A 19559-nucleotide genomic window follows, 5' to 3' on the forward strand; every position below is an offset into this window, starting at 1 on the left:
GCACGGGTTTACACCCGATGTCACTGTGCGGCGGCCGACCGGGACCACACCCCCGGGTTCTTGCGGCCGCCGACCGGATCAGAGGAGTTCTGAGTGCGCAACAGACGGATCGTCACCCTCGTGGGGGCGGCTGCGCTGGCCGGAGCCATGGGGCTCCTGCCGCTGTCCCCAGCACAAGCCGCCAAACCGGATCCGGCACCGCCGGTCCCGTCGGCCTTCCAGAAGGTCACCCTCAACGACCGCCCGGGCGAGCCCATGGCCCTCGCCGTCCTGCCCGACCGACGGGTGCTGCACACGGCGCGCACCGGAGAGGTCCGGATCCACGACCCCAAGAGCGGCGTCAACTTCCTTGCCGGAGACCTGAAGAAGAGCCCCGCCGGGCTCTACCAGCACGACGAGGAAGGCGTGCAGGGCATCGCCGTCGACCCCGGCTTCGCCAAGAACCGCTGGGTCTACCTCTACTACTCGCCCCGCCTCGACACCCCCATGGACGACCCGGCCACCCCGGGCGTCAACGAAGGGGACGCCCCGCAGTTCGGAACGGCCGAGGAATTCGCCAAGTACGAGGGCGTCACCCGCCTTTCGCGGTTCAAGCTCGACGGCAACAAGCTCGACTTCGGCACCGAGCAGAAGATCCTCGACGTCCCGGCCGACCGGGGCATCTGCTGCCACGTCGGCGGCAAGATCGACTTCGACCGCAAGGGCAACCTGTTCCTGTCGACCGGCGACGACTCCAACCCGTTCTCCTCCGACGGCTACGCCCCGCTCGACGACCGCCCGGGCCGCAACCCGGCCTACGACGCCCGGCGCACCTCGGGCAACACCGACGACCTGCGCGGCAAGGTCCTGCGCATCAAGGTCAAGCGCGACGGCAGCTACGCGATACCCGACGGCAACCTCTTCACGCCGGGCACCGCCAAGACCCGCCCCGAGATCTACGCCATGGGCCTGCGCAACCCGTTCCGCTTCGCGGTGGACGACAAGACCGGTGAGGTCTACGTCGGCGACTACTCGCCCGACGCCAACCAGCCCAGGGCCGACCGCGGCCCCGCCGGGCAGGGCCGCTGGATGGTCATCGACCGCCCCGCCAACTACGGCTGGCCGTTCTGCGTGACCCAGGACATGCCCTACCAGGACTACGACTTCGCCACCCAGAAGTCGAGCGGCGCGTTCGACTGCGCGAAGCCGGTCAACGACTCGCGCCACAACACCGGCCTGAGCGAACTGCCGCCGGTCACGGACGCGGAGATCGTCTACGGCTACGGCGCCTCCGCGGAGTTCCCGGAGCTCGGCACGGGCGGCATCGGCCCGATGGGCGGCCCGGCCTACCGCTACGACCGGCGGAACCCGGCCGAGAACCGCTGGCCCGCGTACTTCGACGGCAAGCCGCTCTTCTACGAGTGGACCCGCGACCAGATGAAGGCCATCACCCTCGGCAAGCGCAACGAGGTCCAGAAGATCGAGGACGCCATCCCCTCGATCACGACGGACGGCCCGATCGACGCCGAGTTCGGCCCGGACGGCGCGCTGTACGTCCTGGAGTACGGCACCGGGTACTTCGCCGAACTGCCCGAGGCCCAGCTCTCCCGCATCGACTACACCCGGGGCAACCGCACTCCGGAGCCCAAGGCCACCGCCGACGTGACCAACGGCACGAGCCCGCTGACCGTCCAGTTCTCCAGCGCCGGCACGAAGGACGCCGACGGTGACGCCCTGCGCTACGCCTGGGACTTCGACGCCGACGGCACCGTGGACTCACGGGAGGCCAACCCGAAGCACACCTTCACCGAGAACGGCGTCTACGACGCCACGCTGAAGGTCACCGACCGCACCGGGCGATCGGCCCCCGCGTCGGTTCCCGTCGTGGTCGGCAACAAGGCGCCGGTGGTCTCGCTCACCACAGACCCGGCCCCGCACGGCGGCACGGAGTTCCACTGGGGTGACACCGTCACCTGGGAGGTCACCGTCGACGACGACCAGCCGGTGAACTGCGCCAAGGTCACCGTCTCGTTCATCCTCGGCCACGACTCGCACGGCCATCCGCTCTCCTCGAGCAACGGCTGCTCCGGATCGTTCAAGACCTTCGTGGACGGCGGTCACTCCGGTTCGGACAACCTGAAGGCGGTCTTCAACGCCACCTACACGGACACGCCCCCGGACGGCCTGCCCTCCCTCTCCGGTAGCGCCGAGGTCGCCCTGACCCCGGCCGACTGACCGACGACACCGCCCGCCACCGCTCCGGGCCTCACGGTTCACCGACCGTGAGGCCCGGACGGCTGTTCGGGCTCACGGGGTCCCGATGTCGCGAGGTGCTGGGCCGGTGGGCTGAATTAGGATGACTTGTGTCGGAGTCTGGGACGGATCAAGGCCGTTGCTCTCTGGTGAGCGGCGAATTCACCGTGTAGCGTCACTCTCAGCTGTCGTGGTTCGCAGTACCTGCCCGCGCCAAGGCGCGGGCGCTTTGCTGTGCAGTTGCCGGACCAGGGCGATCACCTCCAGGGCCGCGTGGTGCGGTACCTGACGTTCGACTGAGAGGCATCAGCATGGCCAGCGGAACCGTCAAGTGGTTCAACGCGGAAAAGGGCTTCGGCTTCATCGCCCAGGACGGTGGCGGACCGGACGTCTTCGCGCACTACTCCAACATCAACGCCTCCGGCTTCCGTGAGCTCCAGGAAGGCCAGGCGGTCACCTTCGACATCACCCAGGGCCAGAAGGGCCCGCAGGCGGAGAACATCACCCCCGCCTGATCCGAGGTGGCTTGAGACCGTGGCCGGTCCGACAGCAGGCGCTGTCGGACCGGCCACGGTTCGTTTGGCCTCGGCCGGCCACTGTTCAACCGATCGGTTGACAATGCCGGAAGGCTCGCCCTACTCTTATTCAACCGACTGGTTGAAGATGTGGGGTGCGAGATGGCAGCCGATCCACTGTCCCGGGTGTTCTCCGCTCTGGCGGATCCGACCCGGCGCGACATCGTGGCCAGGCTGGCCGCAGGGGACGCCACAGTCAATGAACTGGCCGGGCCGTACGCCGTGAGCGTGCAGGCCGTCTCCAAGCACATCAAGGTGCTGGAGGACGCCGGTCTGGTCAGCCGAGGGCGCGACGCCCAGCGGCGGCCCTGTCGCCTCGAGGCCGAGGTCTTCGACCTGATGACGAAGTGGATCGAGCGCTACCGGCGCGAGGCGGAGGACCGTTTCCGCCGACTGGACGCCGTCCTCGATCAGATGGAGGAAGAGCCGGCGGCGGGCACCCCGGCCAAGGAGGCGACATGAGCACCACGCAGCCGAACGGCCCGCACGAGACGCAGATCGTGGCCGACCCGGCCCTGCCCACCATCCTCCTCGTCCGCGAGTTCGAGGCCCCGCCCGAGCGCGTGTTCCGGGCGTACACCGATCCTGACCTGGTCGTCCAGTGGCTCGGCCCCCGTCGGCTGACCATGCGGATCGTCCAGTGGGACGCCCGCAGCGGTGGCTCGTACCACTATGTGCACTGCGAGGACGACGGTACGGAGTACGGCTTCCGCGGCGTGTTCCACGAGGTACGTCCCAACGAGCGGATCGTCCAGACGTTCGCCTTCGACGGCTACCCGGACGGCGTCAGCCTGGAGACGGCCACCTTCGAGGACCTCGGTCACCGGACCCGGGTCACCACCAAGTCCCTCATGGAGTCCATCGAGGCCCGCGACTCGATGCTCAAGAGCGGTATGCAACGCGGTGTCCGGGAAGGTCATGAGCGGCTCGACGAGCTGCTCAGCGGCCACGGGCACGACGACGCCGACCGGCGTACGGAAACGGAAGGCTTGGGATCATGACAAGGGCAGCCGAAGAGCACCGGACCGTCGCAGGGGACTTCACGGACCGGGTGCGCGCAGTGCGTCCCGGGGCATGGGACAACCCGGCGCCGTGCGAGGGCTGGGTCGCCCGGGATGTGGTGCGCCACCTCGTCGAGTGGTTCCCGGCCTTCCTGAAGTCCGGCGCCGGAGTCGAGCTGCCGCAAGGGCCGTCGGTGGACGACGACCCGGTGACGGCCTGGACGGTCCACAGCGACGGGGTTCAGGCCCTCCTCGACGATCCGGCAACGGCACGGAAGACGCTGTCGAACCCGCACATCGGAGAGGTCCCGCTGGACGAGGCGGTCGACCGCTTCTACACCGCCGACGTCTTCATGCACACCTGGGACCTGGCGCGGGCCACCGGCCAGGAGGAGCGCCTCGACCCCGCCAGGTGCGCCCGGTTGCTCGAGGGCATGCTCCCGCTCGACGACGTGCTCCGCAAAAGCGGGCAGTACGGGCCCCGGGTCGAGGTGCCCGAAAGCGCCGATGTGCAGACGCGCATGCTGGCCTTCATCGGCCGTAGGCCCTGAGGGGGAGTTTCCTCATCGAACTCGCGTCGCCCCGCCGGTCACCGTCGCCAGAACAGGTGGTGGGTCACGCCGCTCGGACTGGGCACAACCTCCAGGTGGAAGCGGTCGAGGAGTTCGTCGGGGGAGTCCCACAGGCGTAGTCCGGTGCCGAGCTTCATCGGCGAGACCGCGACATGCATGGTGTCCACGAGGTCGGCCTCCAGGAACTGCCGGATGGTGCTGACCCCGCCCCCGAGCCGGACGTCCTTGCCCTGCGCCGCGTCCCTCGCCTGCGCGAGGACGGTGGCGGGGTCGCCGTCGACGAAGTGGAACGTGGTGTCGGAGAGGGTGAACGAGGGACGCGGGTGGTGGGTCAGGACGAAGACCGGGGTGTGGAACGGCGGCTCCTCACCCCACCAGCCGCGCCAGTCATGGTCCTGCCAGGGTCCGCGCTGCGGCCCGAACTTGTTGCGGCCCATGATCTCGGCGCCGATGTTGCGGGCGAAGTCCCGAGTGAAGTAGTCGTCCAAGCCCCTGCTGCCCCCGGCGTCGGTGCGCATGGGCCAGCTCGCCGTGGCGCCGGCCCAGGAGAAGAGCTTCTCGGCATGGTCGTAGCCGAACGGCCGCTCGAGACTCTAGTGCTCGCCGGCCCCGATTCCATCGCTCGAGATGTTGAAGTTCATGACTCTCAGCAGCTGCTTCACGTCGTTTCCTCACCAGGTCCTGTCGTGTCATCGTGTGGCGAGCGCCGCACATCATGACGTCGAACGGGACCTGGCCGGATCGACAGAGGCCGCAAACTTTTTTCAGGCGGGGTTGGTGCGGCCTGTCCGGACTCGCTGGGCGACGTCGCGGAGCTTGATGTTGTGGTGCTGAGAGATGCGCTGCAGCACCTTGAAGGCGTCGTCCTCGCTGAGCTTGTGGCGTTCCATGAGGATGCCCATCGCCTCGCCGATGCCATGCCGGGTCTCCATGGCGTGCTCGAGCTGGTCGATGGTGCGGGCGTCGGCCAGGGCGACGGCGGCGTGCGAGGCCAGGAGCCAGCCCGCGGTCTCGATGTCCTCGCCGAAGGCGCCGGGCTCGCGGGCGTACAGGTTCAGCGCCCCGAAGTCCTCGTTGTCGGTGTAGAGCAGGACGCCGGTCATGCTCCCTATGCCCAGCTCACGGGCTCCCGCGGCGAACCGCTCCCAGGCGGGCTGGGGTTGGGACAGGTCCGCGATCCGGCTCACGCGCTGACCGTCCTTGCGCCGGGCGAGATCGAAGCAGGGGCCCTCACCCAGCTCACCCTGGAGACGGTCGGACTCCTGCACCATGTCGCCGCAGGCAGCCAGGGTCACGGCCCGGCCCCTGCGCACCGCGAGGATCCCGGCAGCATCACAGCCGTCCACCAGTTTCACCGCCGACGCCGCGATCTCGTTCAAGGTCGCCTGCACCGAGTCCTGGGCCAGCAGATTCCGCGCGAGCAGGGCCATCTGCTCGGCGTACTCACGCCACTCCACCGGTATCACCCACCCCTCTCAACGATCAGCCACAGTACCGGCAGCTCCGCCTGTCCCCGCCGGCATCGCCATCTTCAGTACGGGGTAGCTGTGGGGCAACGGATCGGGGCGCAACGAAAACGGTGGCATATACCCCCGGATGCGGGGCACTTGAACGCCTGCTCAGATCCGCGTGGCGCGTTGGCCGCCCTGCGGGAGGGGTTCGGAGGGAGAGGGATCAACGTGATCATTCCGGCGGAGAAGGAACTGCGCGCCGCACTGGCCCGCTTTGCTGAGGCACGTATCGAACACGACGTGTGCCCCACCGGTCGTACGAGCAGGGCTCTCGAAGACGCGACGTACACGCTGTGCGTGATGACCGGATCCCGCACCGCTGAGGAGGCTCTGCACGCGGCCGATGCGTTGCTGGAGCAGTACACGCAGAGCCGGGCGGGCATCCGCCAAGAAGACGAGACGCTGGCCGCGTAAGAGCAATCCCGCCCTGCCGCTGTGTGGAGGGTGCCGCCGCGGTGGCTACTCGGCGCTCGGCCCGGAAGCGAAGAACCCGATCATCCGCTCGAGCCCTCGGTCGCCGAACATCGTCTCCAGGCTCACGGCGGACTCGGCGGCGGACGCCGCGCTGCGCGGGAAGAGCGCTCGTTCGTAGGCGGTCAGCGCGGCCTCGGAGTCGCCGGGTGGGCGGCGGGCGCTACGGCGAGTTCGGCGCCGTCGAGCATGGCCAGGCTGGCGCCCCTCCGGCGAAGGGGGACATCAGGTGGGCGGCGTCACCGAGGAGCGTCACGCCCGCGGTCCGCTCCCAGCGGTGTCCGACGGGCAGGGCGTGGATGCGGCGCGGGGTGATCGTGTCCGCGTCCGCGACCAGGGCGCGCAGATCTTCGTGCCAGCCCTCGAAGGGGGCGAGGACGGCGGTCTTGGCGGCGGCGGAGTCGGGAAGTCGACGGTGTCGAGCCAGCCCTCCTCTGCCTTCAGCGCGGCGTAGACGTGGAGGCTGCCGTCGGTCTCGCGGTGCGCGAGGAGCCCGCACCGGCCGCCGAGGCCGGCGGATGGCGGGTGTCGGCGTGGTACAGGTCGGTCTCGGCGAAGGAGATGCCGGTGCAGGAGGGCGTGGCGGCGGAGAGCAGCGGCTCACGCGGGACCAGGCTCCGTCGGCACCGATCAGGAGGTCGGTGGTGATGGCGGACCCGTCGGCGAACGTCAGGACGTCGAAGCTCCAGTTCCTGGGGTCGTGGTCCTGCGTCGGCTGTTCGGCGGCGGTTGCCGTGGCGTCCTGGAGCAGCTTGTCCACGCCCCAGGCGACCTGCCCGCGGGAGGCTCCGCTGCGGGACAGCAGGTCCAGCAGGGGCTTCACCAGCCGTAGGTAGTTCTCGCCGCTGGGGCGCGCCACGAGCGCCGACCGGGCGAGCTGGGGATGTGCGAACAGCACGGACGTGTAGGAGGCCAGGACGGCGCGGAGCCGCTCGCGCCAGTTGTCCTCGGCGCTCCCGCCGGTCAGGTCGACATCGCCCAGCAGGGCGTCCAGTACGGCCGCGTGCAGTTCGGCGGTGGTGGCCACGTAGACGTAGAGCGACGCCGGACCGGTGTCCAGTTCCTTGGCCAGCCGTCGGCCGGCTTCGCGGGACGCTCCCGGCGGCTGATCGGCTCTCTTCTCGCAGTCATGCGGCGACCCGAACGCGTTCGCGCGCATCTGTCATGCGCGGCCCGCACCAGGGGCGGCGTCGGCGGCCGTACATTCGTGGCCGAACCGACCAATCCGCCGACCCCGCAGAGTCGGATTCCCTGTGTGATGGACAACGGTGCCGGTGGGCACCACCACAGGGACGGATGTCGGTGAAAGAACCTGTATTTATCGGCCGCGATCCGGTGAGGCAGCCGGACCTGCAGGCGCTGGTGGAGTCGGTGGCCCGCGGTGACACCGACGCCTTCGCTCAGCTCTACGACGCCGTCGCGGGCCCTGTACTGGGTGTGGCCCGCGCGGTGCTGCGCGACATGGCGCAGTCGGAGGAGGTCGCCCAGGAGGTGCTGGTCGAGGTATGGCGCACCGCCCCTCGTTACCTGCCCGAGCGCGGCACGGCGCTGAACTGGATCCTCACCCTCGCCCATCGGCGTGCCATCGACCGGGTCCGCTCGGTGGAGGCCGCCGCGGCCAGGGACCACAAGGCCGCGCAGCTGGACCAGGTGCCCGCGTACGACGAGGTGAGCGAGCAGGTCGAGCACCGGCTGGAGCGCGAGCAGGTCCGCCGGTGCCTGCGCACGCTGACCGAGCTGCAGCGCCAGGCCGTCACCCTCGCCTACTATCGCGGGCTCACCTACCGCGAGGTGGCCGCCCAGTTGTCCCTCCCCCTGGGGACGGTTAAAACCCGCCTGCGCGACGGACTGATCCGCCTGCGCGACTGCCTGGGAGTGAGCGCATGAGCACCGACGTCGATCTGCACACCCTTACCGGTGCCTACGCCCTGCACGCCCTGTCCGACGAGGAGCGCGCGCTGTTCGAGCAGCACCTGCGCGCATGCCGGTCCTGCGCCGACGAGATCACGGAGTTCACCGCCACGGCCGCGAGACTCGCCGCCGCGGCGGCCATCACGCCCCGGGCCGCCATGAAGCAGCAGGTTCTGCAGCGCGTGACCGAGGTCCGGCAGGTGATCCCGTTCGTCGCGCGGACGCCCTCGGCCCTGTCGCTGCGCCGACGGCTTCCCCGTATGGTGCTCGCCGCCTGCCTGGCGGCGACCGCGGGTCTGGGCGGCATCGCCGTCTGGGAACACGACCGGGCCGAGAGTGCCGCCGTACAGGAGGAGCAGGCACGTCGGCAGACGGACGAGCTGGCCGCCGTACTGGGTGCCTCCGACGCCGTCTCACGCCGTATCCCACTCGACGGCGGAGCGAGCGCGACACTCGTCGTCTCCCGCACGCGGGACAAGGCCGTGCTCGTGGCGTCCGACATGGCCGCGCCTCCGAAGGGCAAGGTCTACCAGCTCTGGTACGACCAAGGCGGCACCATGCGGTCGGCGGGCCTGATGGACGCCGACCGCACCGACCAGGCGGTCACCCTGTCGGGCTCGGCCAACTCGGCCTCCGCCGTGGGCATCACCGTCGAGCCCACCGGCGGATCCCCCCGCCCCACCTCAGCACCCCTCGCCCTGGTGAACCTGCCGGCATGACCGCACACGCCCGGACACGGTGACGGCCATGTCGGCGATCTTCCGCATCCGCCTCCTGGCACGGACGGGCACCCACCTGTGGTGCGCGGTCTCGGGCCACCTGACCGCTCGTACCACCGATCTCCTGCGCGACCAGCTGACCGACCGCTGCGCCGGGGCAGCGGTCATCGTCCTGGACTTGCGAGACCTCGGCACTCCCGGCGATGGCCCCGCCCTGCCTGCGCCGTGGCCGGTGAGCCCTCACGCCATCCATCTGCTGGCGCCGGAGTCGCTGCGTGCCCGGATGACTGCCGATGCCCGTGCTCACTGGCACACCACCGTGGACACCGCATGGCAGGCGTGGTGTCGCTGACCCGTACCCATGGCGGCCGCTCTCCAGATCTGGCGGAGGCGGCCTCCAGCTCACGCCGGGATGACGTCGTGGGCCGGTACGACGATGCCGACGGGACCGGCTTGAGCGGCCGCCACCGCACGCGGCATCGTCTGCGGCCACAGGATTCCCTCGACGGCAGCGGCGGTGATCCGGTGCCAGTCGGCAGCGCCGCGCAGCATGGCGTGCCGGCCCTCGGGCATGGCGATGCCGCAGGTCATGGCGCCGGATCGGTGGGCGCGCTGGAGGAGGTCCCATGAGCCGTGCGCATCGGTGACGGTGTCGTTCTCGTCGTGCAGGACGATGACCTGGCGGCCTGTCAGATGCGCCGCCGGTTCCCCGGGCGGGCACCAGGGTGCCAGGCCCACCACGCCCCGTACCTGCGGGTGGTCGGCAGCGCGGAGGGCTGCCCTGCCGCCCATCGAATGTCCCACCAGCACCATGGGCACCGTTGGATGCAGCTCGGTGAGTTCGTCCAGGGCCTCCCGGGCGTCGCGCGCGGCATCCGCTCGGGCACCGTTCCAGCCGCGGTGGCGGTAGCGGACGTCGGCTATGAGCAGCTTTCCGGGCAGGACGCGACGGGTGATGGCCCGGGCGAAGGGCAGCATCCGCACCGCGGGCAGGTCCAGCCGTGTCGGTGCGGTGAGCGCGTCGGCGCGTCCGCCGTGCAGGAGTACGACGGCGGCCGCCGGGTCGGCCGGAACGGTCCGTAGGCGCAGCGGGCCTTCGTGGGCCCGGCTGCCGTTGCCAGTGTTCATGCGGCGGGGCCCGAGGGGCGCGGACGGCGGGGTGGGCGCGGCAGGAAGCCGCTGGTGCGGGCCTGGTAGGCGGCGTATCCGGGCCGCTGGGCCATGTGTTCCTCCAACAGGCGCTTACCGCTGCCCCGGGTGAGCAGCAGGGTCATGGTCAGCGGCGAGATCACGGCGAGTGCCGCGCTCTGCCAGGTACCGCAGGCCATCAGGTACAGACCCCACCACACCAGGGCGTCACCGAAGTAGTTGGGGTGGCGGGTCCAGGCCCACAGACCCCGGTCCATGATCCGGCCCCGGTTGGCGGGGTCGGCTTTGAAGCGGGCGAGCTGACGGTCTCCGACCGCCTCGAAGGCGAGGCCGGCCGCCCACAACAGGGCCCCCACCACGGCGAGGGGGCCGAGCGGGGCGGGCGTGTACTGCGCGGTCTGCACCGGCAGCGAGATGAGCCAGACCAGGGCACCCTGCAAGAGGTACACCGCCCGCAGGGCGTACCCGTTCCGGCTGCCGGGGGCCTTGTCGAGCATGCGGGCGTAGCGGGCGTCCTCGCCGTGTCCGCGGCCGCGCCAGGCGATGTGAGCGGCCAACCGGCATCCCCACAGACAGGTGGCGACGGTGACCAGCGTCCGCCGGCCCGGATCGCCCACATCCCAGGACAGGGCGTAGGTGACGACGGCGACTGCGGTGAACGCCAGGCCCCAGGCGACGTCGGCGATCCGGTGCACTCCCTTGCGCAGGGCGACGGCGAACGTCACGAGCATGACCGCCAGGGCAGCACCCGCGCTCGCCGCGGCGTTCAGCGCCAGGGCCGTCCAGTCGCTCACCGTCCGCCGCCGTTGCTGTCTGCGCGCGGCAGCACGGCCGGCATCCCGGAGACGCCCTCCTCGGTCGGCCGGACGGCGAGGATCTGGTCGACGCCCATGCGGCGCTCGGTGAACGCCAGGCCGCTGCCTGCCAGATACAGGTGCCACACCCGCGCGGTCGGTTCCCCCACCAGCGCGACGACGTCGTCCCACCGGGACCTGAGACGGCGGTGCCAGGCGGCGATGGTGTGCGCGTAGTGCTCGCGCATGGCCTCGACGTCGCGTACTTCCAGTCCGGCCTCCTCCAGCAGGCCGACGGTGGCCCCCAGGGGACGCATGTGCATGTCGGGGGCGATGTACGTCTCGATGAACGCGCCGCCGCCGGGTGCGCGGGTGCCGCGTGACATTTGCTGCACCAGGGCCCGCCCCCGGGGCCGCAGCACGTCGTGCAGCAGCGTGGCGAAGGCCGGGTACTCGGAGTCCCCGACGTGTTCGCCCATCTCGATGGTGGCGACCGCGTCGTAGCCGCCTTCGTCGATGTCGCGATAGTGACGCAACCGCACCTCGACCGCGTCGGCGAGCCCTTCCTTCTCGGCTCGGGCGGTCACGAAGTCCCGCTGCTGCCGCGAGAGGGTGACCGCGGTGACCTTCGCGCCGTGTTCCCGTGCGGCGTACAGGCTGAGCGACCCCCAGCCGCAGCCGATGTCGAGCAGCCGCATGCCGGGGCCCAGCCCCAGCTTCCGGCAGATCAGGGCGAGTTTGTCGCGCTGGGCCTCGCCCAGGCCGTAGTGGGGGTCGTCGCGCCGGGTCCAGTAGCCGCAGGAGTAGGCCATCGACTCGTCCAGCAGCAGGGCGTAGAAGTCGTTGGACAGGTCGTAGTGGTGGCTGATCGCGGCGCGGTCCCTGGCCGCGCCGTGCAGCGTGCCGCGCAGCCGGGCGCGCGGCGCGCCGGGGGCCGGCGGGCGCGGTCCGGCGGCACCCAGGCGCAGGGCGGTCAGGGCGGCCCGGGCCAGTCCCGCGGTCGTCAGCCGGGCCGCTCCGTGGGAACTGATCGAGCGCCACACGCTGCTCAGGCCCTCGGCGAGGTCGCCTTCGACGTCGAGTTCGCCGGCGATGAACGCCTCGGCGAGCCCCAGTTCGCCCGGCTGCCACAGCAGTCGGCGCAGCACGGCGGGGGAGCGCAAGATGACGAGCGGGGCGTCGGCGGGGCCGGCTTCGCTGCCGTCCCAGGCCCGTAGCCGCACCGGCAGCGGCCCGGGGAAGTAGGGGCTGAGCAGATCCGTCAGCTGGGCTGCCACGGGGGTCATCGCATGTTCTCCTGGTCGAGGGAACCGGTCCGGGCTGTCTGCAGCGCCGGGCCGGCCGGTGCCGCATCGCCGGTCAGGGCGATCTGGCGGACGTCGAGGTAGCGGGAGCGGAAGCCCGCCTCGCAGTAGGCCAGGTACAGCTCCCACATGCGGCGGAAGGTGATGTCGAAGCCCAGCCGCGCCACCTGAGGGCGTTCGGCGAGGAAGCGTTCGCGCCACAGCCGCAGTGTCTCGGCGTAGTGCTCGCCGAATCCCTGGTCGGCGGTGACGCGCAACCCGGCGGCGGTGGCGTGTTCATGGATGGCCTCGGGGGAGGGGATGAGCCCGCCGGGGAAGATGTACTTGCTGATGAAGGTGTGGGTGCGAGCGGTGTGCAGCATGCGCTCGTGCGCCATGGTGATGGCCTGCAGGGCGATCCGGCCGCCCGGGGCGAGCACCCCGCGGAGCGTGCCGAAGTACACCGGCCAGTACTCCGCGCCGACGGCCTCGATCATCTCGACGCTGACCACGGCGTCGTAGGTGCCGGTCACCTGCCGGTAGTCGCGCAGCTCCACCGTCACCCGGTCCGACAGGCCCGCCCGGGCGACGCGTCGGCATGCGAGGTCCTGCTGTTCGGCGGAGAGGGTGATGGTCACCACGTTCGCGCCGCGCGCGGCGGCCCGCAGCGCGAGTTCCCCCCATCCGGTGCCGATCTCCAGCAGACGGGTCCCGGTGCGCACGCCGGCGAGGTCGAGCAGGCGGTCGATCTTCCGGTGCTGTGCTGCGGGCAGGGTCCGCCGGCTCCCCGGGAAGGCCGCGAAGACGGCGGAGGAGTACGACATCGTCTCGTCCAGGAACAGGGCGAACAGGTCGTTGGACAGGTCGTAGTGGCGGTGGATGTTCTCGCGCGCCCCGTCCTCGGAGTTGCGCTGTTCCGCCGGCCGGGGGCCGTTCCACAGGTGCCGCAGGCGGCGCAGCGGTGCGGGCACCAGGTCGTCGACGTGGGAGGCGAGGACGGTCAGCACGCCGACCAGGTCGTCACTGTCCCACTCGCCGCCCATGTAGGACTCGCCGAAGCCGATCAGGCCGTGCGCGCCCAGTCGGCGGAAGAAGGCGTCCGGATCGTGCACGATCAGTTCCGGGCCGGCGCCCAGCGCGGGGCCGTCGCCCAGACGTGTCCTGAGGGGCAGCGAGCCCAGTGCCCGGGTGAGCAGGAGGCGGGCCGTGCCGCCTCGTATCCGGGACCGGGCGGGCACGCGGGCCACGTCCGGCCAGCATGCGGCGTCGACCTGCGGGGACGCCTCGGCGGTCGGCTCCGGCAGCGGCGGGCCGGAGGGAGGCGTCCGCGGGCCGGGGAGGGCGGGAGCGTTTGGGCGTCCGCTGTGTGTGCGGGAGACGGGGGTCGATGTCACGTTCAGCCTTCGTGCGTGCGATCAACAGGGCGGGGGTGGACCGGCAGGCGGCGCAGCCACAGGGCCAGGCCGTGGCGGCGGATCGCGGCGGAGACCGCCGCGGTCGACCAGGGGTGGCGCAGTGAGGAGCGGATCAGGTTCCGGGCGGTCGCCGGACGGTGGCGGCCGCGGACGGTCGCCGTGAACGGCCGCAGGTCACCGCGGCGCAGCTGCACCATGACGTTCAGGTCTTCGGCGGGCAGCGGCAGCCGCATCCGGTAGCCGCCGTCCACCGGAAAGAACGGGGAGACGTAGAAGTCCTTGACCACCTCGGCGGTCCCGTCGGCGTCGGGGCGCAACAGGTAGCAGTGGCGTTGGCCGTAGGTGTTGTGGACCTCCGCGATCACGCAGACCAGCCGGTCCGCCCGGTCGTGGCACCAGAACAGCGTCAGCGGGTTGAACACGTGCCCCAGGACCCGGGCGTGAGCCAGCATCAGCACGCGCCCGCCGCCGAGGTCCACGTCCTGCCCGGCGAGGTAGGCGTCCACGCCTGAGCGGATCGAGCCGGCCGTGCCGGTGAAGTGGTCCCGCGGATCGAACCCGGCCAGCGGCCTGAGCAGGCGCGGGAGCTGGGGCAGCCGGTCGACGTCGACCAGCCACAGATGCGTGCGGTGCGCAAAGGAGTGGCGCAGGGGTGAGGTGCGGGTATGGGTGACGACGCAGTCGTACAGCGCGGGCACGTCATGACGCGTCGCCGGACGCGGTGCGGTCACCATCGCACGCCCAGCGCCGCTGCCGCCTGGGCGCCGGAACGGCAGCCGTCCTCGTGGAACCCCCAGCCGTGGTAGGCGCCCGCGAACGCGCACACCTGCGTGTCGAGCCGGTGCAACTCCTGCTGTGCCGCGACCGACTCAGGCGTGTAGACGGGGTGCTCGTAGACCATGCGTGCCAGCACCTTGTCCTCGGACACCCGGCCCGCGCCGTTCAGCGTCACGACGAACGTCTCATCGGAGTGCAGCCGCTGCAGACGGCTCATGTCGTAGCTGACGTGCACCGCGTCGGAGGGGGAAGTGCAGGAGGGCAGCAGGTAGTTCCACGACGCCCGCGCCCTGGCCGAGCGCGGCAGCACGGCGGGGTCGGTGTGCAGCACGGTGGGATTGCGGCTGTACCGGAAAGCCCCCAGCACACGCCGCTCCTCGGCGGTGGGGTCGGCCAGCAGGCGCAGCGCCTGATCGGGATGGACCGCGATCACCACGGCCGCGAACTCCTCGCTCCCGCCGTCCTCGGTGACCACCCGTGCCCGGTCCGCGAAGCGTTCCACGGTGCGCACCGGTGCGCCCGTGCGCACCGACGACAGCCGCTTGGCGACCTTCTGAACGTACTGCGCCGAGCCGCCGGTGACCGTCCTCCACTGTGGGGACCCGGTCACCGACAGCAGCCCGTGGTGCTCCAGGAACCGGAACAGGTAGCGAGCCGGATAACGCATGGCGGTCTCGGGCGGACAGGACCAGACCGCGGACACCAGCGGTACGGCGAAGTGCGAGACGAAGTAAGGGGAGAAGCCGCCCTCGGCCAGGAACGCGCCCAGCGTGGGACCGGCGTCGGCCTCGTCCTCGGCGGCCAGCAGCCGCCGGGCGGCCCGGTGGAATCCCGGCACCTGCGCCAGCATCCGCAAGTAGCGGCCGCGCAGCGCGGCGCGCCCCGTGAACAGGCCCGCCGGCCCCCGCGCCCCGGCGTACTCCAGGCCGCAGCCTTCGCACCGCACCGACATGCTCATCTCGGCGTCCTGGGTGGTGATCCCCAGCTGGGCGAAGAGACGCAGCAGGTGCGGATAGGTGCGCTCGTTGTGCACGATGAAGCCGGAATCCACGCACACCGACCAGCCCTCCTGGGCCAGCTCATGGGTGTGCGCATGCCCTCCCAGCCGGTCATCGGCCTCGTAGAGCACTACGTCACAGGCTTGTGCCAGCACGTGGGCGGCGGTCAGCCCGGCTACCCCTCCGCCCACCACGGCCACTCGTTTGTGTGCCACAGCCGTTGTTCCCCTCTCGGTATCCCGCGTGCCGATCAACGTCGGCACGGGTGATCCGAGGCAGGACGCGAGGCGGATTGGTGCCCCTTTCAACCTCAGCGACAGCGGTTGGAAGAGGCACCACCGCTGACCCGCCCGGCGCATTATCCGTAGCCGCAGATAGCGCGGATTGGTCGGAAAAGAAAATTCATCCGATGGAGTTCTGGGCCAATCCGGCCGCCAAACAGCCCCGGATTACCCCCGTGAGCAAGAAAAACGAGAAGTCGCGGAATACGGCCGGTTGGCCGCGTATCGCGCTGGGTGCGCTGAGCGGCCTCCTGGCGGGTTTCGCGGCGCTGGCTGTCGCCGAACTGGTGGCGGCGGCCGTACGTCCGCAGGCCGGCCCGGTCGTCGTGGTCGGCGGTGCCGCCATCGACCGCACGCCTGCGGCGGTGAAGGACTGGGCGATCCGCAACTTCGGCACCAACGACAAGCTGATCCTCCAGCTCGGCATTCTCGCCGTACTGGCCGTGTTCGCGCTGGCTCTGGGTGTCCTGGCCCTGCGGTACCGGCGTATCGGGGCTGCGGGAGTTCTGGCTTTCGGAGTCGTGGGAACGGCGGCGGCCTTCAGCCGGCCCGATTCCAAGGGCTTTACCGACGCCCTGCCCTCCCTGGTGGGAGCAGTGGTCGGCGCCGTCCTTCTGTACGTCCTCATCGGCAGGCTCCTGGCATCGCGTCCGGCATCGGACGACGCATCCGAGCACCCGGAGAAGGGTGTCAACGAGGGCTGGGACCGGCGCGGTTTCATCATCGTGGCCGCTGCCGCTGCCGCCGCCTCAGCAGGGGCGGGCGCACTGGGCCGGACCCTGAACAGTTCCAGCGGCAAGGAAGCGGTCGCCTCCCGCAAGAACCTCGTCCTCCCGGCCGCGGACTCACCCGCTGCGGCGGTGCCGAAGGGGGCCGGAGTACGGGTGGCGGGGGTCAGCCCCTTCATCACCCCGAACAAGGACTTCTACCGGGTGGACACCGCACTGGTGGTACCCAAGGTCGATGCCACGACGTGGCGGCTGCGCATCCACGGCGACGGTGTACGCCGTCCGCTCACCCTCTCCTTCGACGACCTGATGAAGCGCGAGTTGATCGAACGGGACATCACGCTCACCTGCGTGTCCAACGAAGTCGGCGGCCCCTACGTCGGCAACGCCCGCTGGATCGGCGTCCGGCTGGACGACCTCCTCACCGAGTGCGGCGTCACACCACCGTCGAAGGGAGGACCGGCCGACCAACTCGTCGCCCGCTCGGTGGACGGCATGACCATCGGCACCCCGGTCGAGGACGTCATGGACGGCCGCGACGCGATGCTCGCGATCGGCATGAACGGCGAACCGCTGCCCTTCGACCACGGATTCCCCGTCCGCATGCTGGTGCCCGGCCTGTTCGGCTACGTATCGGCCTGCAAATGGATCAAGGACATCGAACTGACCACCTTCGATGCCTACGACGCCTACTGGGTCAAACGCGACTGGGCGCGCCGCGCTCCGATCAAGACCCAATCCCGGATCGACACCCCCAAGCCCTTCGCCCGCCCGAAGGTCGGCACCGTGATGGTGGCCGGAGTCGCCTGGGCCCAGTCCCGCGGTATCGACAAGGTCGAGGTCCGCGTCGACGACGGCCCCTGGCAGGAGGCCACGCTGGCCGCCGAAGACACCAAGGACACCTGGCGCCAGTGGTCCTTCCCCTGGCGGGCCACCAAGGGCGGACACACCCTCACCGTCCGCGCCACCGACCGCACCGGCGAGGTGCAGACCGACAAGCGCACTCGCACAGTCCCCGACGGCGCCAGTGGATGGCACTCCGTCGTGGTGACCGTCGAGTGACCCCAGACCACATGTCCCTTGCCATTCCCCTCACAAGCGGCGAACGCCGCGCTACCAACAGGAGCAACAACGTGAACACCCGCATCCGCCGCATCGCCGCCACCGTCGCAGCCGCAGCCGTTCTTCCGCTCGCGCTGGCCGCCTGCTCCGACGACAGCAGTGACTCCGCGCAGTCCGACTCCGCCACCAGCGCGTCGGAATCCGCCCCCGCCTCCGACGACTCGATGGCCGACTCCGGCACCGCCACGTCGGACGAGCCCTTCGGCTCCGCCTGCGCCACCGTGCCCAAGGACGGTGCCGGTTCGTTCGACGGCATGGCCAAGGACCCGGTGGCCACCGCCGCCTCCAACAACCCGGCGCTGTCCACCCTGGTGACCGCGGTGAAGAAGGCCGGCCTGGTCGACACCCTCAACAACGCTCAGAACATCACCGTCTTCGCGCCCACGAACGACGCCTTCGCCAAGATTCCGGAGGCCGACCTGAACAAGGTGCTCAACGACAAGGAGCAGCTGACCAAGATCCTCACCTACCACGTCGTGGGCCAGAAGCTGACCCCGCAGGACCTGGAGAACGGCTCCTTCGACACCCTGGAGAAGTCCAAGCTGACGACGTCGGGCTCCGATGAGTCCTACACCGTCAACGACTCCGCCGAGGTGGTCTGCGGCAACGTCAAGACCGCCAACGCCAACGTCTACATCATCGACACGGTCCTGATGCCGAAGAGCTGACCGGACACCGGCCGGCCGGGGGCGCCCCATGGGGCGCCCCCGGCCACATGGCCTGCCTCGCCGTGCGGTCGGCGGCACGGCGAGGCAGCCGGCGGCGCGACGGCCCTTACTTGGGCAACTCCTGCCGATAGGGCTCCAGTGCCGGGGCGGTCGTCGTCGCGATGAATTCCGTGATCTCGTATTCGACCACCCCCGCGATGGTGAACGGGTCGCTCTCGGTGATCTCCGTGATCTTCCCCCGGTCGTTGCCGAGGGCGAGGATGATGCCGCCGTCACGGGGCACCTTGCGGCCGGAGGCGATGAAAACCCCGGATGCGTAATGAGCCTCCAGCCAGGCCATGTGCTCCGGGAGAGCGGCCTCGATGCGTTCGATGGGCGCGATGTAGGTGAGCTCAAGTACGAACATGATCGCCAGGATAGAGGCTGTCCTGCCTTCAATACGCGGGTCTGATCTGGTCGTCTGCACTGACGTGAGCGACCTCAGCCGTAGCATCCGGCTGTGAACCTGGAATTGTGTCTGCCCCACGGCATGGCCTTGCCGCCTGGCCGGCTGATCACCTCCGACGAGGGCGACGGCGGCACGCAGCCCCTGTGGCTCAGCGACGACCCGGCCCCATTGGAGCTGTGGTCCAAGCTGCGTGCGCACCACCCCGCATCCGGGCTCTGGCCCGTCCTGCTCCACGCCTTGGACCCGCTCGACGCGGACTTCCGGCCCTGGGCCTGCGGTGAACTGTGGCCCGAGCGCATGACCTCTCCCGCGGAGGCCGATCCCCAGGCCCTTCTCGCCCGCTGGTGGCGGGAGTACACCTCCGTAGAGGAGGACGACGACATCCTCAGCCCGGAGGAAGGCCTGGCGGTCACCGCCCCCTTCAGTCGCACCTGGCCCGGCTCCGCCCCCGCTCGGGTGCTTTCAGCGGACCCGGACGAGACGGCCGACCAGTATGCGCGCGTCTTCCTGGCGCAGCATCCGCACGCACGGCTCGGCCTCGTCACATCGGCACGCGGTGCCGACGCCCTCGCCGACGTCGGCTGGTCCGGGCCTCTCAACTACGACAACGACACCGCCTCGTTCTCCGCGGTCGTCCGGGAGTGGGAGGACCGCTTCGGGGTCCGTGTCGTCGCCGTCGGCCACGACACCCTCCACCTCAGCGTCGCCGCACCTCCGCGCACCCTCCAGGACGCCCTGATCATCGCCGCCGAGCACTTCGCCTTCTGCCCCGACAACATCTGGCAGGGCCGGCATCAGAACCTGGAGGCATACGCCGAGCACCTCATCGACGTGCACTCCTGGGAATTTTGGTGGGACTGACACCGTCCCTCCGGCTCGTTCCAAGCAGCGCGCGCACGCCGCG

The 19559-nt window shown here is 70.4% G+C and carries 20 protein-coding genes and 2 pseudogenes; 12 read left to right on the forward strand and 10 right to left on the reverse strand.

Translation table 11 applies throughout. From position 1 onward, the window contains the following. Positions 1–93: 93 nt before the first annotated feature. The 5 genes from ACFYW5_RS27400 (at position 94) to ACFYW5_RS27420 (ending at position 4359) form a co-directional block, all read left to right on the forward strand. Positions 94–2214, forward strand: coding sequence for a PQQ-dependent sugar dehydrogenase (locus ACFYW5_RS27400; RefSeq protein WP_389419749.1), 2121 nt, complete (start codon positions 94–96; stop codon positions 2212–2214). 329 nt (positions 2215–2543) lie between these two features. Beyond that, positions 2544–2747, forward strand: a complete 204-nt coding sequence (locus ACFYW5_RS27405) for a cold-shock protein (RefSeq protein ID WP_037751662.1) — start codon at positions 2544–2546, stop codon at positions 2745–2747. A 162-nt stretch (positions 2748–2909) separates the two neighbouring features. Further along, complete coding sequence (locus tag ACFYW5_RS27410; RefSeq protein WP_389419750.1) at positions 2910–3269, forward strand: ArsR/SmtB family transcription factor; 360 nt, start codon at positions 2910–2912, stop codon at positions 3267–3269. After that, complete coding sequence (locus tag ACFYW5_RS27415) at positions 3266–3808, forward strand: SRPBCC family protein (RefSeq protein WP_389419751.1); 543 nt, start codon at positions 3266–3268, stop codon at positions 3806–3808. The genes ACFYW5_RS27410 and ACFYW5_RS27415 overlap by 4 nt, the downstream gene beginning before the upstream one ends. Then, complete coding sequence (locus tag ACFYW5_RS27420) at positions 3805–4359, forward strand: TIGR03086 family metal-binding protein (protein ID WP_389419752.1); 555 nt, start codon at positions 3805–3807, stop codon at positions 4357–4359. The genes ACFYW5_RS27415 and ACFYW5_RS27420 overlap by 4 nt, the downstream gene beginning before the upstream one ends. A gap of 38 nt (positions 4360–4397) precedes the next feature. Here the strand turns inward: ACFYW5_RS27420 and ACFYW5_RS27425 are convergent. Together ACFYW5_RS27425 and ACFYW5_RS27430 are read right to left on the reverse strand one after the other, a co-directional pair. Next, positions 4398–5042 (reverse strand): annotated as a pseudogene (locus tag ACFYW5_RS27425) (dihydrofolate reductase family protein). 102 nt (positions 5043–5144) lie between these two features. Beyond that, entirely contained in the window at positions 5145–5810 is a 666-nt protein-coding gene (locus ACFYW5_RS27430) for a GAF and ANTAR domain-containing protein (RefSeq protein WP_389419837.1), read from the reverse strand. Positions 5811–6059: 249 nt separating this feature from the next. On the opposite strand from ACFYW5_RS27430, the gene ACFYW5_RS27435 reads away from it, so the two are divergent. Then, positions 6060–6305: a DUF5133 domain-containing protein gene (locus ACFYW5_RS27435; protein WP_389419753.1), complete on the forward strand. Its 246-nt coding sequence runs from the start codon at positions 6060–6062 to the stop codon at positions 6303–6305. Positions 6306–6350: 45 nt separating this feature from the next. On the opposite strand, the pseudogene ACFYW5_RS27440 reads toward ACFYW5_RS27435, so the two are convergent. Further along, positions 6351–7521 (reverse strand): annotated as a pseudogene (locus tag ACFYW5_RS27440) (FAD-dependent monooxygenase). A gap of 143 nt (positions 7522–7664) precedes the next feature. Between ACFYW5_RS27440 and sigK the strand changes: the two are divergent. From sigK to ACFYW5_RS27455, 3 genes are read left to right on the forward strand one after another with little or no spacing between them, the layout of a single operon-like run. After that, a complete protein-coding gene (sigK, locus tag ACFYW5_RS27445) occupies positions 7665–8249 on the forward strand; it encodes an ECF RNA polymerase sigma factor SigK (protein ID WP_389419754.1) in 585 nt (194 codons plus the stop codon). Beyond that, complete coding sequence (locus ACFYW5_RS27450) at positions 8246–8992, forward strand: anti-sigma factor domain-containing protein (protein WP_389419755.1); 747 nt, start codon at positions 8246–8248, stop codon at positions 8990–8992. The genes sigK and ACFYW5_RS27450 overlap by 4 nt, the downstream gene beginning before the upstream one ends. A gap of 28 nt (positions 8993–9020) precedes the next feature. After that, a complete protein-coding gene (locus ACFYW5_RS27455) occupies positions 9021–9344 on the forward strand; it encodes a hypothetical protein (RefSeq protein WP_389419756.1) in 324 nt (107 codons plus the stop codon). Positions 9345–9394: 50 nt separating this feature from the next. On the opposite strand, the gene ACFYW5_RS27460 is transcribed toward ACFYW5_RS27455, so the two are convergent. From ACFYW5_RS27460 to ACFYW5_RS27485, 6 genes are all read right to left on the reverse strand, one after another. Beyond that, positions 9395–10120: an alpha/beta fold hydrolase gene (locus tag ACFYW5_RS27460; protein ID WP_389419757.1), complete on the reverse strand. Its 726-nt coding sequence runs from the start codon at positions 10118–10120 to the stop codon at positions 9395–9397. Further along, positions 10117–10935, reverse strand: a complete 819-nt coding sequence (locus ACFYW5_RS27465; protein WP_389419758.1) for a DUF1295 domain-containing protein — start codon at positions 10933–10935, stop codon at positions 10117–10119. Before ACFYW5_RS27465 ends, ACFYW5_RS27460 begins: the two co-directional genes overlap by 4 nt. Further along, positions 10932–12221 carry a class I SAM-dependent methyltransferase gene (locus ACFYW5_RS27470; RefSeq protein ID WP_389419759.1) on the reverse strand — a complete coding sequence of 430 codons (1290 nt, stop codon included), beginning with the start codon at positions 12219–12221 and terminating at the stop codon, positions 10932–10934. The genes ACFYW5_RS27465 and ACFYW5_RS27470 overlap by 4 nt, the downstream gene beginning before the upstream one ends. After that, positions 12218–13522 carry a class I SAM-dependent methyltransferase gene (locus tag ACFYW5_RS27475; RefSeq protein ID WP_389419838.1) on the reverse strand — a complete coding sequence of 435 codons (1305 nt, stop codon included), beginning with the start codon at positions 13520–13522 and terminating at the stop codon, positions 12218–12220. The genes ACFYW5_RS27470 and ACFYW5_RS27475 overlap by 4 nt, the downstream gene beginning before the upstream one ends. Before the next feature lie 92 nt (positions 13523–13614). Beyond that, the gene (locus ACFYW5_RS27480) at positions 13615–14367 is read right to left on the reverse strand and encodes a DUF1365 domain-containing protein (RefSeq protein ID WP_389419760.1); all 753 of its coding nucleotides are present in this window, start codon (positions 14365–14367) and stop codon (positions 13615–13617) included. Continuing rightward, complete coding sequence (locus ACFYW5_RS27485; RefSeq protein ID WP_389419761.1) at positions 14361–15623, reverse strand: NAD(P)/FAD-dependent oxidoreductase; 1263 nt, start codon at positions 15621–15623, stop codon at positions 14361–14363. Before ACFYW5_RS27485 ends, ACFYW5_RS27480 begins: the two co-directional genes overlap by 7 nt. Positions 15624–15817: 194 nt before the next feature. Here ACFYW5_RS27485 and ACFYW5_RS27490 point away from each other — a divergent pair, with 194 nt between their 5' ends. Both ACFYW5_RS27490 and ACFYW5_RS27495 read left to right on the forward strand, forming a co-directional pair. Then, positions 15818–17479, forward strand: a complete 1662-nt coding sequence (locus ACFYW5_RS27490) for a molybdopterin-dependent oxidoreductase (RefSeq protein WP_389419762.1) — start codon at positions 15818–15820, stop codon at positions 17477–17479. Between the two features lie 71 nt (positions 17480–17550). Beyond that, on the forward strand, positions 17551–18207 hold the full coding sequence (locus ACFYW5_RS27495) for a fasciclin domain-containing protein (protein WP_389419763.1): 657 nt from the start codon (positions 17551–17553) through the stop codon (positions 18205–18207). Positions 18208–18313: 106 nt separating this feature from the next. On the opposite strand, the gene ACFYW5_RS27500 is transcribed toward ACFYW5_RS27495, so the two are convergent. After that, entirely contained in the window at positions 18314–18613 is a 300-nt protein-coding gene (locus ACFYW5_RS27500; protein WP_389419764.1) for a YciI family protein, read from the reverse strand. A gap of 93 nt (positions 18614–18706) precedes the next feature. On the opposite strand from ACFYW5_RS27500, the gene ACFYW5_RS27505 reads away from it, so the two are divergent. Next, complete coding sequence (locus ACFYW5_RS27505) at positions 18707–19516, forward strand: DUF4253 domain-containing protein (protein WP_389419765.1); 810 nt, start codon at positions 18707–18709, stop codon at positions 19514–19516. Positions 19517–19559 lie beyond the last annotated feature (43 nt).

It is taken from the genome of Streptomyces sp. NPDC002779 (genome assembly GCF_042888685.1).
GTDB lineage: Bacteria > Actinomycetota > Actinomycetes > Streptomycetales > Streptomycetaceae > Streptomyces.